The following is a 17050-nucleotide window of genomic DNA, read 5'->3' on the forward strand; positions in this document are numbered from 1 at the left end:
CTCCGGAATCGACGCTGGAAACAGGGGCGACGTTACCCGGTACGGGCCATCGAGAATGCGTCGTCGAACGCCTCCAGATACGCCTCGACCAGCGGCGAGTTCTGTTCCCAGAGGAAATTCACCGGCAATTTCATCCATCGGGCGAACAATTCCGTGGAACGCGGAAACGGGCGGTCGTTCACCGTGGCCGCGGCCCGGACCGCGGCGGCGACCTGGGGCGACCAGTCAGGCGCGGTGCCCTGGAAGAGGGGGAAGACGTGCAGCGGCCGGGTGGCCGGGGCGCGCACCTTCAGACCGCGCTCCTGACCGGCCGCCACCAGGCCGTCCCTGCTGAACGGGCACTCCGGCGTCACCTCGACGACCCCGTCGTACCAGGCGCCCATCGTGACGCCCTCGGCGACGGGGGCGGGGCGCACCCCCGGCAGCTCGCCGAGTCCCGAGGACAGGGCCGACATGTTGGCCACCCGGTGCTCCACCAGCTCGTCCAGCCGGTCGAGGTGGCTCTGGGCCAGCACCGCGCCGGGCGTGGAGATGCGGAAGTTACCGCCGAGACCGGTCAGCAGGAACGGCCGGTAGCGGACGGCGTCGATGGTCAGGTCGGTGCGGTGCCGGAAGTTGGTCAGCAGGCAGGCGCGGGCGAAGACGTCCTCGGAGTCGGTCAGCAGCATGCCGCCCATGCCCCCGGAGACCAGCTTCCTGCCCCCCACACTGAAGATCGCGACATCGCCCAGGGAGCCCACCGGCCGGGAACGGAAGGTGGAGCCGTGGGCGTGCGAGCAGTCCTCGACCAGGGCGAGCCCGCGCCGGGAGGCCACCGCCCGCAGGGCGTCCATGTCGCAGCTGTGGCCCCACAGATGGGTGACGACGATCGCGACGGTACGCGGCGTGACCAGTGCCTCCACGGCCGAGGGGGCCACGTTCCCGGTGGCGTCGCCCGCGTCGCAGAGCACCGGCACCGCGCCCAGCAGGAACAGCGGTGAGGCGGTGCTGAAGAACGTGAGGTTCGGGACGATCACCTCGTCCCCGGGGCCGATGCCCAGCGCGAAGTAGGCGGCCAGCAGTCCCGCGGTACCCGAGGTGAGCGCCAGCGCGTGGGCGCGGCCGTGCCGCTCGGCGAACGACCGCTCCAGTTCGGCCAGTTCGGGCCCGTAGTCGTAGTCGAACGTGCGCCCCCGCGTCACCAGCTCGGCGACCCTGGCCGCCACGCCGTCGTCGTAGACCGGCCATTCGGGCGGGTGCGGCGGGCCCGCGAGTCCATCTTCCAGCGAGCTCACCCGTCCACCCCCCGGCGCGCCACCAGCCTGGTCACCGCGTGGGTGTGCGGCTCCTCATGGCCGGTGTGGGTGTGGGTGGAGTCGGTGTCGGTGGCGCTCAGCACGGTCCACCCGTCGTACCTGGCGAGGTACCAGTCGTGGGGCAGCAGGACCGGCAGGCGCATCTCGCCGGCGGGAGGCCGATAGGCGTGGCCGCCGTTGAACATCAGCAGGGCGTTGACCCCTCCCGGGGAGGTCGCGGCCTGGAGCCTGGCGATGACGTCGGCCACCTGCCTCTCGTCCCGCAGCCAGTGCAGGACGCTGCACGCCAGCACCCCGTCGAACGAGCCGGGCGCGAGCCGGGTGGTGCGCGCGTCGCCCCGGCGCCACTCGATCCCTCCGGCCCCGCCGCCGGTACTGCCCCAGGCCCGCGCGCCGTTCTCCAGCGCGGCGGCCGACATGTCCATCGCCAGCACCCGCGCGCCCCGCTGGGCGAGCCGCACCGCGTTGCGCCCCTCGCCGCACCCCACGTCGAGCACCGTGGGCGCGCCCGCGCCAGGTGGAGCGGAGGGCGGAGCGATCTCCTCGGGTGCCGGGGGCAGCGAGAGCGCGTCCGCCAGGGTGTCGGAGATCCCGTCCGGCCTGCGCCCCCACAGGCAGGTGGTCCGGGTGTAGCGGGCGTCGCAGCCACCGTCGTCGTAGCCGTTCGTTTCTGGTTCTTGGCTCATCTGGCGGAGGCTAGGCGCGGCCCTGAGCACCGTCAACGGAGGCGGGCGGCCGTCGTGCGCCGCGGGGTTCGCGCGGGTACGAGCCTCGACTTGTCGCGTGCCGAGCTCACCCGGGTGGGGTAGTGGCCGGTGATACACCCCTCGCAGAGACCCTCGCCCGCCGCGCTCCCGAGCGTGTGCCGCATGCCCGCCACCGACAGGTAGGCCAGGCTCGTCGCGCCGATGATCCGGCACACCTCCTCGCTCTCGCGCCCGGTGGCCACCAGCTCACCGGTGTCGACGAGGTCCACCCCGTAGTGGCAGGGCGCGATCAGCGGCGGCGCGGCGATCCGCACGTGCACCTCGCTCGCCCCCGACTCGCGCAGCAGCGCGACGATGCGCCGCATGGTGGACCCGCGCACCATCGAGTCGTCGACCACCACGACCCTGGCCCCGTCCACCGGCGAGCCGACCGAGAACTTGCGCCGCAGCTTGCGCTCACGCCGTCGCAGGTCGGGCTCGATGAACGTCCTGCCCACCTGCTCGTCACGGACCAGCGCCCCGGCCAGCGGCAGTCCCGCCGCCCGCGCGTACCCGCGGGCCGCCGGCACGCCGGAGGCCGGGACGGCCACGACCAGGTCGGCGTCCGCCGGGGACTCCAGCGCCAGCCGCTCGCCGAACGCCACCCGCGTCGCGCCGGTTCTGGTGCCGTCGATCCTGGAGTCCTGCCTGGTCAGGTAGAGATGCTCGAAGACGCAGAAGCTGCGCGGGGCGGGCTGGGCCACGCGGTGCGCCCCGATCTGGCGGCCGTCGCGCAGCACCAGTACCTCACCCGGTTCCACCTCCCGCTGCTCGGTGCAGCCGAGCGCGTCGAGGGTGCAGGTCTCCGAGGCGACGACCGCCCTGCCCTCGGCGAACCCCGCCACCAGGGGGCGCAGACCGTGCGGGTCCCGGAAGGCCACGAGGTGGTCGCCGACGGCGCACACCACCGAGTACGCGCCCCGCAGCACCCGCGTGGCCCGCGCGACCCCGGCCACGATCGGGCCGGTGTCCACAAAGTGCCTGCCCGCCGGGCCGGATGTCTCGCCCGTGTCGGCGAGCAGGGCGAGGATGATCTCGGAGTCGCTGGTCGAGCGGAACCCGTACCCCTCGCGGCCGAGCCGGGCGCGCAGCTCGGCGGCGTTGGTGAGGTCCCCGTTGTGCGCCAGCGCGATGCGCCGTGCCTCGTGCACGAAGGGCTGGGAGTTCTCCGGCACCGTGGCGCCGGTGGTGGAGTACCGGGTGTGGGCGACCGCCACCCTCCCGGCTCGCCCGGCCGGCAGGCCGTCACGGGCCGGGCCATCGTGAACCGGGCCATCATGGGGCGAGTCACCACAGGCCGAGCGCGAGGCGAAACCGAGCGCCCGCCGGACCCGCACACCGCCGGGGCCGACCACCGCGATGCCCCAGGACTCCTGGCCGCGGTGCTGCAGGGTGACGAGCCCGTCGAAGGCCGGTTGCCCGGCTGTTCCCTCGATAACGGATACACCGACTATTCCGCACATACGCTGCCCCTTCAAAACCCTAACATTTCCCGAAAAATGTGTTAAATCGCTTCTGTCTGGCCATGGCATTGTTCTGATGGCAGGCCCTATCGAATGATGAATGAAGCGAAGGAGACCCGGAATGGCGGAGAACGCCGAGTACACGGTGGTGCGCAATCACGAGGAGCAGTACTCCATCTGGTGGACCGACCGTGACATTCCCGAGGGCTGGCGGAGCGTCGGCCACAGCGGCACCCGTGAGGAGTGCCTGGCCCACATCGAGGAGGTCTGGACGGACATGCGCCCGCTGAGCCTGCGCCGGTGGATGGACGGCGAGCGGTCCTGACCCGCGGGCGCACCGACGAACAGTCCCGGAAGGAACGGTCCCCGAAGGAGGAGCCGATGGACACGATCCAGGAGCACGACGCGCGCCTGGTCGTCGAGGAGTGGAACCGCACCGAGCTGGCCGACGAGCCGGCGACCGTCATCGAACGGTTCGCCGCCCAGGTCGCCAGGTCGCCCGCAGCCACGGCGCTGACAGACGAGGAGGGCACCACCCTCGGCTACGACGAGGTGCGCCGCGCCGCCAACCGCCTGGCCGGGCACCTGCTCGGCCTCGGCCTGCGCCCCGAGGACCGCTGCGCCATCTACCAGCGCCGTTCGGCCGGCATGGTGGTGTCCATGTTCGGCACGCTGGCCGCCGGGGGCGCCTACGTTCCGATCGACGAGGGCAACCCGCCCGAGCGGGTCGAGGCGATCCTGCGCGACGCCGGAACCGCCGTGGTGCTGGCCGACTCCACCACCGAGGCCGAGGTGCCGCCGGGGCCGTGGTGCGTGGTGAACGTCGACGACCACCCCGGGGGCGACGAGGACGACCCGGGGGTGCCGCTGCACCCGGCCAACCTCGCCTACGTCATGTACACCTCAGGCAGCACCGGGACGCCCAAGGGCGTCCTCATCGAGCACCGCGCGGTCACCGCGTTCGTCCGGGGCGCCCAGCACCTGTACGGGCTCTCGCCGCAGGACCGCCTCGTGCAGTTCTCCTCGATCGCCTTCGACGTCTCCACCTTCGACGCCTTCGGGGCGCTGCTCTCGGGGGCCGTCCTGCACGTCGCCGCCGCCGAGACCCGTACCTCCGCCGAGCGGTTCCGCGACCTGCTGCGCGAGCGGCGCATCTCCGTCTACATGGGCACCCCCGGCATGCTGAGACTGCTGGAGCCCGGCGACTTCCCCGATCTGCGGGTGCTCGCGGTCGGCGGCGAGAGCTACTCGGGTGACTTCACCACCCGCTGGGCGGCCGGACGCAGGTTCGTCAACAGCTACGGGCCCACCGAGACCACGGTCGGCGTCATCACCCAGGAGTGCCGGGGAAACTGGGACACCTCACCGCCCATCGGGCGCGCCATGCCCAACCACCGGGCCTACGCCCTGGACGAGTCGATGCGCCCGGTCCCGATCGGCACGGTCGGCGAGCTGTACGTCGGCGGTCCCGGCCTCGGCCGCGGCTACCTGGACCGTCCCGGCGCGAGCGCGCTCTCCTTCGTCCCCGACCCGTTCGCCACCACGCCGGGCGAGCGGCTCTACCGCACCGGCGACCTGGTGCGCTGGACCGCAGACGGCGAGCTGGTCTTCGCCGGGCGGGCCGACCGCCAGGTCAAGGTACGCGGTGTCCGGGTAGAGCTGGAGGAGATCGAGCAGACCCTCCGCAGGCACCCGGCGGTCGCGCACGCCGTGGTCGAGGCGGAGGCCCTCGACGACGGCGACGCCCGCCTGATCGCCTATGTCGTCTGTACGACAGGGGAGCCGCCCGGCGTGACCGAGCTGCGCGAGACCGCCGCCCAGTGGCTGACGGCCCCGCTGGTCCCCAACGAGTTCGTCCACGTCCCAAAGATTCCGCTCACCCCGGCCGGCAAGGTCGACCGCGAGGCCCTGGCCGCCGCCAGGACCTCACACGGCGGCACCGACACCGGCACCGGCACCGGCGATGGCGATGGCGCCGACTGGACGCCGACCAGGCGCAGGGTGGCCGAGGAGATCGTGAAACCGCTGCTCGGCGTGGACTCGCTCGGCCCGCACGACCACTTCTTCGAGCTGGGCGGCACCAGCATCCAGGTCATCCAGCTTCTCGGCCGGGTCCGCACGATCTTCGGCATCGAGGTGCCGGTCGCCGACTTCTTCGACCGGCCGACCATCGCCGGGGTCGCCGACGCCGTCGACTCCGAGGTCCGCTCCGATCTCAAGGACATCGTCCGCGAGGGCTGGGACGACATCGCCGACCGCTACGCCGCCTTCCAGTCGGAGTTCTCCGACGGCCCCCGTACGGAGTGGACCGGCCACCTGCTCGCGATGCTGCCCGAAGGCGGTTCGGTGCTGGAGCTGGGCGTCGGCAGCGGCCACGAGTCCTCGCGCCGCCTGGCCGAGGCGCACGCCCTCACCGCCGTCGACATCTCCGCCGAGCAGCTCAAACTCGCCGAGAGGACACTGCCCGGCGCCACGCTCGTGCAGGCCGACATGGCCCAGGTGCGCTTCCCCGACGCCTCCTTCGACGCCGTCGTGTCCATCTACACCCTCACCCACCTGCCGCGCGAGGAACTGCCCGGCCTGCTGGGCGGCATCGCCCGCTGGCTGAAGCCGGGCGGCCTGCTGCTCGCCACCCTGATGACCGAGGACATCCCCGGCGCGATCGAGGAGTGGTTCGGCTCGACCATGTTCTTCTCCGGCTTCCCCGCCGAGGAGAACCTTCAGCTGCTGCGCGCGGCGGGCCTGGTACCCGAGCGCGAGGAGGTCGTGGCGCAGCGGACACCGCTCGGGGAGTCGCGCTTCCTGTGGGTGATCGCCAGGAGGACGGAGACCGCGTCGTGACCGGTCTGCCCGACCGCACCGCCCCGCTCTCCTACCTGCAGGAGCAGCTCTGGTTCGTCGAGCAGGACGATCCCGGCAACGGCTCGTACAACGAGCTGAAGGTGCTCGTCCTGGACGGCACGCTGGACGCGGCCCGGCTGGGCCGGGCGCTGGACGAGGTGGTGGCCCGGCACGACGTGCTGCGCACCACCTTCGTCTACCAGGGAACCGAACCGGTCCAGGCGATCTGGGCGCGGGGCCCCGTACTGCGTGAGGCGTCCGCCGGCGGCGAGCAGGCGCTCATGGAGTACGCCCGCGAGGTCGCCGAGGCCCCCTACGACCTGGCCGCCGGGCCGCTGCTGCGCGCCTCGCTCGTCACGCTCGGCTCGGAGCGGCAGGCGCTGGTGCTCGGGGTGCACCACATCATCAGCGACGGATTCTCGATGAACCTGCTGCTCGACGAGCTGGACGCGGCCTACCGGGGCGAGCCGGCGAAGGGCGCGCCCGCCCAGTACGGCGACTTCGCCCGCTGGCAGCGCGAGCGGCTCGCCGGTGGCCGCCTGGCCGCCGACGTCGACCACTGGCGGCGGACGCTCGACGGCGCGCCCACCGTGCTGGAGCTGCCCGCGGACCGGCCCCGGCCGCGCCGGCGGGCCGGCGCCGGCAGGCGCGATCGATTCCCGCTCGACCCCGGCCTGACCGGCCCGCTCGGCGAGGTCGCCGAGCGGGTCGGCGGCACCCTCTTCACCGTGCTGCTCTCGGCCTTCGCCGCCACCCTCTACCGCTACACCGGACGCGGCGACATGGTGCTGGGCACCGGTGCCCCCGGCCGTCCCGGGCGCGAGTTCGACGGCACGCTCGGTTTCTTCGCCAACATCGTGCCGGTACGGTTGCGCCCGGCGGGCGAGACCCCCTTCACCGAGCTGGCCGACGCGGTCAGCGAGGCCGCCTTCGACGCCTTCGACCACCAGTACGTACCGTTCGAGAAGCTCGTGGAGTTCCTGCAGCCCGAGCGTGACGCCGGGCACACCCCGCTGGTGCAGGTCGTCTTCACCATGTGGGACGCGGGCGCGGCCGAACGCTCCATCGGCGGCGTGCCCGCCACCGAGATCGAGGTGACGCGCGGCCGGTCCCGCTTCGACGTGGCGGTCGAGGCGGTACGGCGGGGCGAGCGGGTCGACTTCTTCGTCGAGTACGACGACGCCCTCTTCGACGAGGTCACGATCGCCCGCCTGATGCGCCACCACGAGCGGGTGCTGCGGGCGGTCGCCGCCGATCCCGCCCGGCCCCTGTCGGAGATCCCGATGATCTCCCCGCAGGAGTGGGCCACCCTCACCCAGGGCGACGTGACCGTGCTCGACCCGGACGGCAACGTGCTGCCCGCCGGGGCCGTCGGCCAGCTGGTCCGTCACTCCGGCCGGCACGGACCCACCGGCCGCCTGGCCGTCCGCAGGCCCGACGGGCGGGTGGTCGAGCGCGGGCGCGAGGACCGGCTGGTCGGGTTCGGCCCCTTCCAGGTGCAGCTGGAGGACGTCGAGGAGGTCCTGCGCGCCCACCCCGCCGTACGCGACGCCGCGGTCATCGCGGTCGAGGGCGGCGCGGGACGCGAGCTGATCGGCTACGCCGTCGCAGGGCAACCGCCCGACGCGCTGCGCGCCACCCTCGTCGAGCGGCTGCCGAACTACATGGTGCCCGCCGTCATCGTGGTGGTGCGGGAGATCCCGCGCGACGAGGAGGGCCGGGTCAGGACCGCCCTGCTGCCCGAAGCGGCCGAACTCGGCGAGCGGAGCGAACTGCCCGCTCTGGAGGCCGCGCTCTGCGCCATCTGGGCACGCGTCATGAACCTCGACGTGGTGGAGCCCGACGACGACTTCTTCGCGCTGGGCGGCCACTCGATGCTGGCGGCCCGGCTGGTACGCGAGCTCGCCTCGGTGCTCGCCGTACGTGTCCCGCTGACGGCCCTCTTCGAGCACTGCACCCCCGCCGACCTGGCCGACTACCTGGCCGCCAGGCACCCCGCGCTGGAGCACACGCTCGCCGGCGCGAGCCGCGCCGATCGCGCGGGGCGGCCCGAGCCGGAGCCCGAGCCGGAGTGGGCGCCCGCCGGGCGGGCCGTACCGGACGGCACGGAGCCGGACGGCTGCGCGCTGTCCACCGCGCAGCTGCAGATCTGGATCAACGAGCGGCTCGCGGGCGGCGACGCCCGGGACTTCATCGCCGCCGTCACCTACCGGATACGCGGCCCGCTCGACGTGGACGCCCTGCGCGGCGCCCTCGACGCGCTCGTCGCCCGGCACGAGAACCTGCGCGCCCGGGTGGCGCTGGTGGGCGACGTGCCGGTGCTGCGTTTCGACGCCGATGCCCGCGTCGAGCTGCCCGTCGAGGACCTCACCGGCCTGCCCGAGGCGGGGCGGGCGGCGGAGGCGGCCCGCCGCACGGCCCGCGACGCCGAGCGCGGCTTCGACCTGTCCGTCGCCCCCCTGGTGCGGGCCGGCCTCTACCGTCTCGGCGACGGCGACCACGTCCTCGCGCTGGTCCAGCACCACCTGGTCACCGACGGCGTCTCGATGGGCCTGCTGATCGGCGAGCTCGGCCGCCTGTACTCCGACCGCGACACCGTGCCCGCCGCACCGCACCTGCGCTTCTCCGACTACGTGGCCTGGGAGCGGGCCTGGCTCGGCGGACCCGAGGCCGCCGCCTCGGAGCGGTTCTGGCGGGAACGGCTGCGTGGGGCCCCCGAGCTGGTCCTGCCCAGGACGCGCGAGGGACGGCGGGAGAGCCGCGACACCGAGATGATCGCCCATCAGCTGCCGCCCGCGGACTCACGCCGGCTGCTCGGGCTGGCCAGGCGGAGCAGGACCACGCCCTACATGCTGGTGACCGCCGCCTTCGCGGCGATGCTGGCCCAGTGGAGCGGCCAGGACGACGTGGTGATCGGCACCACCGCCGACAACCGCCCGCTGCCCGGCCTGGAAGGCGTGGTCGGCTGCTTCGTCAACATGGTGGCGCTCCGCCTCGACTGCGGCGGCGACCCCACCTTCACCGAGCTGGCCGGGCGGGTGCGCCGGACCGTCCTGGAGGCGTACGCGCACCAGAGCACCCCGTTCAACGAGGTGGTACGGGCGCTGAGGATCCACCCCGACCCGCGCAGGATGCCGCTCTTCCAGGTCACCTCCGACTGGGCGGGCGACGGCCCCGCGGTGCCGGAACTGGCCGGCTGCGAGGTCGGCTTCGACTACGTGCACACCAGGGCCAACCGCTACGAGCTGGAGATGTACGCCGGGATGGCGGGGGAGCGGGTGGTGCTCGACCTGGAGTACGCCGTCGAACTCTGGGACCGCAAGGAGGCCGAGGACCGCCTGGCCAGAGTGGCCGCGCTGCTCACCCGTGCGGTGCTGGCCCCGGACACGAAGCTCTCGGCACTGCTCAGCTGAGCAGTGCCCCCCGGTGAGACGACCTCCCGCGAGGCAGGGGCGTCTCACCGATCCCGCCACCGGTGCTCACCGGGCCCCCGCGGCACCGGCCCATCCGGGACGGGGCCGGCGATGGTGATCCGCAGTGCAGGACTCACGAGCGGGTGCGGGGGAGGTCGGCACCTCGCACCTCCTCCTCGATGTCGCGGGCGGTCAGGGCCAGGGCGCTGACCAGGTCCGGAAGGCGATCCCGGGAGAAGCGGCTGGTGGGCATCGACACCGAGACGGCTGCCTGGGCGCGGCCGTCCTCGCCGCGTACGGCTCGGCCGATGGCGGTGACGCCCTTTTCGGTCCGGCCGGCGTTGATGGCGAAACCCCGGTCGCGGACGGTTCGCAGCTCGCGACGGAGCGTCGCGAGGTTGGGGCGCTGGTCCAGGCGATCGGCCCATTTCGCCTCGCTGTACAGTGCGTCGAGCCGCTCGGGCGGCAGGTCGGCGAGCATGACCTTGCCACCGGAGGCCAGATGCGCGGGGAAGACCATGCCCTCGCGGTTGCCGACCCGCAGCGCCTGGGTGCACTCCACCGATCCGATGAACCGTACGTGGTCACCGCCCAGGATCTGCAGGTTGGCGCTCTCCCGGATCCGCTCGACCAGGCCGGCCAGGTGCGGCATGGCGACCGAGCGCAGCAGCGCGGTACGCGACTGGGAGCTCCCGCCCAGCGAGAGGACCGGTCCGGCCGCGTACCGGTGATCTTCGCGCCGGATCGCGAAGTCCCGGTAGACGAGCATGGCCAGCAGCCGGTGCGCGGTGGAGGGCGCCACCCCGAGACGCTCGGCGGCCTCGCCCACGCCGAATGGACCCTCGACCTGGAGCATGACCGCGAGCTGGAGCGCGTGGTCGACGCTGCGCACGGAGTAGTTCGGTGGATTCTTCATAGCAGAATCTCCTGTTCTTCTCTGGCACTCAGGATACAAGCTGGCAACACGGCGAGACCGGCGACCACCGCCGTGCCACGCCACGTTGAAGGAGCCAGAGATGACCGAGACCGCGAACTCCCCGGTTCGCCTCGCCGTGGTCGACTCGCCGGACCAGCCGACGCCGTCGGTGGCGTTGGAGGAGTTGTACCGCGGCTTCGAGAAGGAGCTGCTGGTCCCGCTGTGGACCGAGATCGGCGACCTGATGCCGCCGCACCCGCGGTCCAAGGCGGCACCGCACCTGTGGCGGTGGGAGAGCCTGCTGGCCCTGGCGGACCGGGCGGGGCATCTGGTGCCGGTCGGGCGGGGCGGGGAACGGCGGGCGATCGCGCTGGCGAACCCGGCGCTGGGCGGCCGGCCGTTCGCGACGCCGACGCTGTGGGCGGCGATCCAGTACCTGATGCCGGGTGAGGACGCCCCGGAGCACCGGCACACCCAGCACGCGTTCCGCTTCGTCGTCGAGGGCGAGGGGGTGTGGACCGTGGTCGGCCGCGATCCGGTGCCGATGCGCCGCGGGGACTTCCTGCCCCAGGCGGGCTGGAACTGGCACGCCCACCACAACGCGACCGACAAGCCCATGGCCTGGATCGACGGTCTGGACATCCCCTTCCAGTACGTCACCGAGTCGCAGTTCTTCGAGTTCGGCCGTGACGAGATCAGCGCGGCCGAACGCACCACCCCCGAACGTTCCCGCTCGGAGCGGCTCTGGGGTCACCCCGGCCTGCGCCCGGTGTCGGCTCCCGGCGCTCAGCCCAGCACCCCGTTGCTGGCCTACCGGTGGGTCGACACCGACCGCGCGCTGGCGGACCAGCTCAATCTGGAGGCCGAGGGCCATGCCGGAACGGTCGAGCCCGGCCACGCGGCGGTGCGTTACACCAACCCCACCACCGGAGGCGATGTGCTGCCGACCATCCGGGCGGAGATGCACCGGATCCGCAGCGGCGCCGAGACCTCGCCCCGCCGGGAGACCGGCTCCTCGGTGTACCAGGTCTTCGACGGTAGCGGTCGCGTCACGGTCGGCGACGCGTCCTGGTCGGTCACCCGAGGTGATCTGTTCGTCGTCCCGTCCTGGGTGCCGTTCTCGGCGAGGTCCGAGGCCTCGGCGTCCGACTCCGACTCGGGCGCCCTCGATCTCTTCACATTCAGCGACGGACCAATTTTCGAGGCGCTGCACCTGGACCGCGCCCACGTGGAAGGACGAAACGCATGAAGCTCGCCACCATCCGCACCGCCGACGGCGCCACCCGGGCCGTACGCGTGGAGGGGGAGACCCTGGTCGACCTCGGTCTCGCCGACGTCGGTGAGCTGCTGGCCCAGCCGGACTGGGCGGAGCGCGCGGCCCGGACGCGGGGAAGTGCGGTCGCGGGCGTCGGCTACGCGCCGGTGGTCCCCCGCCCCGGCAAGATCATCTGTGTGGGCCTGAACTACCGCAACCACATCCTCGAAATGGGGCGGGAGCTGCCGCGGTACCCGACGTTGTTCGCCAAGTACCCCGAGGCGCTCATCGGAGCCAACGACGAGATCCAGCTCCCGCCGGAGTCCGAGCAGGTGGACTGGGAGGCCGAGCTCGCGATCGTCATCGGTAAGACCGTGCGGCGGGCCACCGAGGCCGACGCCGCCGAGGCCATCGCCGGGTTCGCCGTCCTCAACGACGTCACCGCGCGCGACTGGCAGTACCGCTCCCCGATGTGGCTGCAGGGCAAGACCTGGGAGGGCAGCACGCCGTTCGGCCCCTACCTGGTCACCCCGGACGAGCTGCCCGGTGGCAGCCGGCCCTCGCTCACCCTGACCGGATCCGTCGACGGCGAGGTGGTGCAGCAGGCCGACACCTCGGACCTCGTGTTCGACCCCGTCGCCCTGGTGCGGTACATCTCCACGATCCTCACGCTCAGCCCGGGTGACGTGATCGCCTCCGGCACCCCCGGCGGGGTGGGCCACGCCCGCAAGCCCGCCCGGTACCTCGCCGACGGCGGCGTCCTGGCCACCGAGATCACCGGGCTGGGCCGGTCCGAGGCCAAGGCCGTCGCCGAGTCGGTCGCCTGATGGCGGCCGACAGGAGCCGTGCCGACGCCCTGCGCTGGATGGCCCAGGGCACCGGGACCTTCTTCGGCGCCCTGATCACGCTGCCGGACGACCGGCTGGCCCGGCCGACGGCGCTCGACGGCTGGACCGGCGGGCACCTGCTGGCCCACGTCGCCGCCAACGCCGACGCGCTGGTCAACCTGGCCCATTGGGCGCGCACCGGCGAGGAGACGCCGATGTACTCCTCTCCGACGCAGCGGGACGCCGACATCGAGGCCGGTGCCGCGCGGCCGGCGGCCGGGCTGCGCGCCTGGGCCGCACAGGCCGCCGAGAGCCTGGAGGCACGGCTCGCCGAGCTGGACGAGCGACAGTGGACCCGCCAGGTTCGCACCGCCCAGGGCCGCCACGTCCCCGCCGAGGAGATCCCCTGGATGCGCGCACGCGAGGTCATGGTGCACGCCGTCGACCTCGGCGCCGGGGTGGGCTTCGACGATCTCCCGGCCGACTTCCTCGCCGCCCTGATCGACGACATCACCGCCAAACGCTCCGGCGACGGCACCGGACCCGCGCTCACCCTCACGGCCACCGGCCACAACGGCACATGGACCGTCTCCGGCACCGGAGACCCCACTCCGGTGACCGGCACCCTGGCCGGCCTCACGGCCTACCTCTCCGGCCGCCGGACGGACGGCGTCACCGGCGCGGAAGGCCGGCCGGCACCCGAACTTCCGCGGTGGCTCTAGCCCGGCGCGACGCCTTGAAAGGAACGACAGACATGGCTGAAGACGGCAACGACGTCGACGTTGTGGTGGTGGGCGGAGGCATCGGCGGTCTGGCCAACGCCCTCGCACTCACCCGGAAGGGCCTGCGGGTGCGGGTGCTGGAGCAGGCCTCCCAGTTCGGTGAGGTCGGCGCCGGTCTGCAGATCGCGCCCAACTGCACCCGCATCCTGAGCCACTGGGGTCTGCTCGACGAGGTCAAGTCGCTCGGCGTGCTCCCCGAGAGCATCGTCATGAAGGACGCCGTCGACGCCGACGTCCTCACCAGGCTCGACCTGCACGACGTGGAGCGGCGCTACGGCTTTCCGTACATGGTGATCCATCGCAGCGATCTGCACGGCACGCTGCTGCGCGCCTGCCGGCGGGCGGGGGTGGATCTCGTCAACGACGTCGCGGTGACCGGGTACGAGCAGGCCGAGGGGGGCGCTGTCGCCGTGCACGACGGAGGGCGCGAGTTCGGTGAGATCGTCATCGCCGCCGACGGCCTCCACTCCGTGGCCCGCGGGATCCTGAGCGACGACCGGCCGGTCAGCTCGGCGTACGTCGCCTACCGGGGCGCCATGCCGATCGAGAAGGTCGCCGATCTCGACGTGCACGTCAAGGACGTGGTCGTCTACGTCGGCCCCAGATGCCATTTCGTCCAGTACTCGCTGCGCCACGGCGAGATGTTCAACCAGGTCGCGGTGTTCGAGTCGCCGAAGGCGCTGGCCGGCGAGGAGGACTGGGGCACGCCCGACGAGCTGGACGGAGCCTTCGAGGCCACCTGCGCCCAGGTGCAGGCCGGTCTGCCGCTGATGTGGCGCGACCGCCGGTGGCGGATGTTCGATCGCGAGCCGATCATGGACTGGGTGCGGGGCCGGATCGCCCTCTCCGGGGACGCCGCCCACCCGCCGCTGCAGTATCTCGCGCAGGGCGCGGTCATGGCCATCGAGGACGCGTGGGTGCTGGCCGAGCACGTGGGCGCGCAGGGTGTGACGGGCTCCGCGGCCGCGGGGACCCCGACGGGCGTCGACTGGGACGCCGCCCTGGCGGCCTACAACGCCGTCCGCCCGGAGCACTGCCGTCGCGTGCTGACCACGGCGCGGGCCTGGGGAAACCTGTGGCACCACGACGGGGAGAAGCGGGCGTGGCGCAACGAGGTGCTCCGTGACCGCGACATCTACGACTACGACTACGTGGACTGGCTCTTCGGGCCGACCGCTCTCACGCCCGGGCAACTGCCGCCGATGTTCCCGGCACACGCCACCGGAGGCACGGTCCGGGACCGGTCGCGGGGGTGACGCGCCGGGCTGCGCCCGGAGGACCGGACGGGCCGGCAACGCACCCGGCAGCGTGCGCTTTGAGACAAGGCCGCGTGGTCAGTGGCCGTGGTGGGGTCTTCGCCACCAGGATCTGGGTGGAGCCCCGATGAGTTGGCCGCGCCCGTCATCATGTCGATCTACACCAACGGCAGGGCCGCGGACGCCGTCCTCGACGACCAGGTGATCGCGGACACCGCGACGATCCTCGCCCGAGGCCTCGGCAAGCTCTGAGGCGCCCGGTGGGGTGACCACCCACGGGCCGCCGGGGCCAGCAAAGACGGTATCGAGCGCGTCGGCCGGGCGATCATGTCCCCCCCCGGTCGAGCACGGATCTTTCTCCTGGTCCGGCAGGGTGAATTGATCAAGGCCCTGGGGCGGCGTCGGCAGCACCGGCTCGGGGCCGTCTGTCTTTCTCCGGGCGACCGGCTCGCGCCGGACGGAGAAGTCCGTACCCCCACGGGTGGGTGCTGTTCGGTGAACAGCGCAGGTGGTCACGGCCGCCACGTGTGAGATGGCGGGCCGCGAGTCGAGAGTTTGCATGACCATGCAACGCAGTGCATAATCTTGTTTATGTCCAAGGTTCTCACCTCCCTGCCCGCCGGCGAGCGCGTCGGCATCGCCTTCTCCGGCGGCCTCGACACCTCGGTCGCCGTCGCCTGGATGCGCGACAAGGGTGCCGTTCCGTGCACCTACACCGCCGACATCGGCCAGTACGACGAGCCCGACATCGCCTCGGTGCCCGGCCGCGCGGTGACGTACGGCGCCGAGATCGCGCGCCTGGTCGACTGCCGCGCGGCGCTGGTCGAGGAGGGTCTGGCCGCGCTCACCTGCGGTGCGTTCCACATCCGCTCGGGAGGGCGCGGCTACTTCAACACCACGCCGCTCGGTCGTGCCGTCACAGGGACCCTGCTGGTCCGGGCGATGATCGAGGACGACGTGCAGATCTGGGGCGACGGCTCGACGTTCAAGGGCAACGACATCGAACGGTTCTACCGGTACGGCCTGCTCGCAAATCCTCACCTGCGCATCTACAAGCCCTGGCTGGACGCGGACTTCGTGTCCGAGCTCGGCGGCCGCAAGGAGATGTCGGAGTGGCTGCTCGCCCACGACCTGCCCTACCGCGACAGCACCGAGAAGGCCTACTCGACCGACGCCAACATCTGGGGCGCCACCCACGAGGCCAAGACCCTGGAACACCTTGACAACGGCATCGAGACCGTGGACCCGATCATGGGCGTGCGATTCTGGGATCCCGCGGTCGAGATCGTCACCGAGGACGTGACCATCGGCTTCGACCAGGGCCGCCCTGTGACGATCAACGGCAAGGAGTTCGCCACCCCGGTCGACCTGGTGATGGAGGCGAACACGATCGGCGGACGGCACGGCCTGGGCATGTCGGACCAGATCGAGAACCGGGTGATCGAGGCCAAGAGCCGGGGCATCTACGAGGCGCCCGGGATGGCGTTGCTGCACGCGGCGTACGAACGGCTGGTCAACGCGATCCACAACGAGGACACCCTGGCGAGCTACCACACCGAGGGGCGGCGGCTCGGCCGGTTGATGTACGAGGGCCGCTGGCTCGACCCGCAGGCGCTGATGCTGCGAGAGTCGCTGCAGCGCTGGGTCGGCACGGCGGTCATCGGTGAGGTGACGCTGCGGCTGCGGCGCGGTGAGGACTACTCGATTCTGGACACCTCGGGCCCGTCCTTCAGCTACCACCCGGACAAGCTGTCGATGGAGCGCACCGAGGACTCGGCGTTCGGCCCGGTGGACCGGATCGGCCAGCTCACCATGCGCAACCTCGACATCGCCGACTCGCGCGCCAGGCTTGAGCAGTACGCCAGCCTCGGCATGGTCGGGACCACCCAGGCCGCGCTCGTCGGCGCCGCCCAGGCGGCCTCGACCGGACTGATCGGCGCGATGCCGCAGGGCGGCGCCGAGGCCATCGCCTCACGCGGCGAGGTCTCCGGCGACGACGAGATGCTCGACCGCGCCGCGATGGAACTCGGCACCGACTGAACCGCCGACGTCTACCGCACCTCTGAAACGACGCGACTCCGGAGACCGGCTTCCGGAGCACACCGGCGGCCCCCGATCGGCCTCAGGGCCGCCGGGGGCCGGCTCACCGTTGACAGATCGTGACGGCCGGGCTCGCCTCGTCGGCGAACGTGGCCTGTTCGCTCCTGTGTGGCCGTGACTCGCCGCCGTCCGAGATGCCGCTGGAGGCGGTACTCG

General features: G+C 72.4%; 12 protein-coding genes. 8 read left to right on the forward strand and 4 right to left on the reverse strand.

Annotation, left to right across the window (positions count from 1 at the left end; genetic code table 11):
- Positions 1-32: 32 nt before the first annotated feature.
- The 3 genes from IG98_RS47185 to purF are packed head-to-tail and all read right to left on the reverse strand — an operon-like array spanning position 33 to position 3504.
- The gene (locus IG98_RS47185; protein WP_051752678.1) at positions 33-1274 is read right to left on the reverse strand and encodes a DegT/DnrJ/EryC1/StrS family aminotransferase; all 1242 of its coding nucleotides are present in this window, start codon (positions 1272-1274) and stop codon (positions 33-35) included.
- Positions 1271-1981: a class I SAM-dependent methyltransferase gene (locus IG98_RS47190; RefSeq protein ID WP_051752680.1), complete on the reverse strand. Its 711-nt coding sequence runs from the start codon at positions 1979-1981 to the stop codon at positions 1271-1273. The genes IG98_RS47185 and IG98_RS47190 overlap by 4 nt, the downstream gene beginning before the upstream one ends.
- Positions 1982-2013: 32 nt before the next feature.
- A complete protein-coding gene (purF, locus tag IG98_RS0122885; RefSeq protein ID WP_030915626.1) occupies positions 2014-3504 on the reverse strand; it encodes an amidophosphoribosyltransferase in 1491 nt (496 codons plus the stop codon).
- Positions 3505-3625: 121 nt separating this feature from the next.
- Here purF and IG98_RS0122890 point away from each other — a divergent pair, with 121 nt between their 5' ends.
- The 3 genes from IG98_RS0122890 to IG98_RS0122900 are packed head-to-tail and all read left to right on the forward strand — an operon-like array spanning position 3626 to position 9758.
- Positions 3626-3829 carry an MbtH family protein gene (locus tag IG98_RS0122890; RefSeq protein ID WP_030915629.1) on the forward strand — a complete coding sequence of 68 codons (204 nt, stop codon included), beginning with the start codon at positions 3626-3628 and terminating at the stop codon, positions 3827-3829.
- Between the two features lie 56 nt (positions 3830-3885).
- The gene (locus tag IG98_RS0122895; RefSeq protein ID WP_157594464.1) at positions 3886-6345 is read left to right on the forward strand and encodes an amino acid adenylation domain-containing protein; all 2460 of its coding nucleotides are present in this window, start codon (positions 3886-3888) and stop codon (positions 6343-6345) included.
- A complete protein-coding gene (locus IG98_RS0122900) occupies positions 6342-9758 on the forward strand; it encodes a condensation domain-containing protein (protein WP_169750165.1) in 3417 nt (1138 codons plus the stop codon). The genes IG98_RS0122895 and IG98_RS0122900 overlap by 4 nt, the downstream gene beginning before the upstream one ends.
- Before the next feature lie 133 nt (positions 9759-9891).
- Here the strand turns inward: IG98_RS0122900 and IG98_RS0122905 are convergent, their stop codons facing one another.
- A complete protein-coding gene (locus tag IG98_RS0122905) occupies positions 9892-10674 on the reverse strand; it encodes an IclR family transcriptional regulator (RefSeq protein ID WP_030915638.1) in 783 nt (260 codons plus the stop codon).
- Positions 10675-10774: 100 nt separating this feature from the next.
- Between IG98_RS0122905 and IG98_RS0122910 the strand changes: the two genes are divergently transcribed.
- From IG98_RS0122910 to argG, 5 genes are all read left to right on the forward strand, one after another.
- Positions 10775-11923: a cupin domain-containing protein gene (locus tag IG98_RS0122910; protein WP_030915641.1), complete on the forward strand. Its 1149-nt coding sequence runs from the start codon at positions 10775-10777 to the stop codon at positions 11921-11923.
- The gene (locus IG98_RS0122915) at positions 11920-12756 is read left to right on the forward strand and encodes a fumarylacetoacetate hydrolase family protein (RefSeq protein ID WP_030915643.1); all 837 of its coding nucleotides are present in this window, start codon (positions 11920-11922) and stop codon (positions 12754-12756) included. Before IG98_RS0122910 ends, IG98_RS0122915 begins: the two co-directional genes overlap by 4 nt.
- A complete protein-coding gene (locus IG98_RS0122920) occupies positions 12756-13478 on the forward strand; it encodes a maleylpyruvate isomerase family mycothiol-dependent enzyme (protein WP_030915646.1) in 723 nt (240 codons plus the stop codon). Before IG98_RS0122915 ends, IG98_RS0122920 begins: the two co-directional genes overlap by 1 nt.
- 32 nt (positions 13479-13510) lie before the next feature.
- Positions 13511-14794: an FAD-dependent monooxygenase gene (locus IG98_RS0122925; protein ID WP_051752684.1), complete on the forward strand. Its 1284-nt coding sequence runs from the start codon at positions 13511-13513 to the stop codon at positions 14792-14794.
- A 591-nt stretch (positions 14795-15385) separates the two neighbouring features.
- Entirely contained in the window at positions 15386-16834 is a 1449-nt protein-coding gene (gene argG / locus IG98_RS0122935) for an argininosuccinate synthase (protein ID WP_030915654.1), read from the forward strand.
- Positions 16835-17050: the final 216 nt, after the last annotated feature.

The sequence above is a fragment of the Streptosporangium amethystogenes genome (assembly GCF_000721075.1).
GTDB lineage: Bacteria > Actinomycetota > Actinomycetes > Streptosporangiales > Streptosporangiaceae > Streptosporangium > Streptosporangium amethystogenes.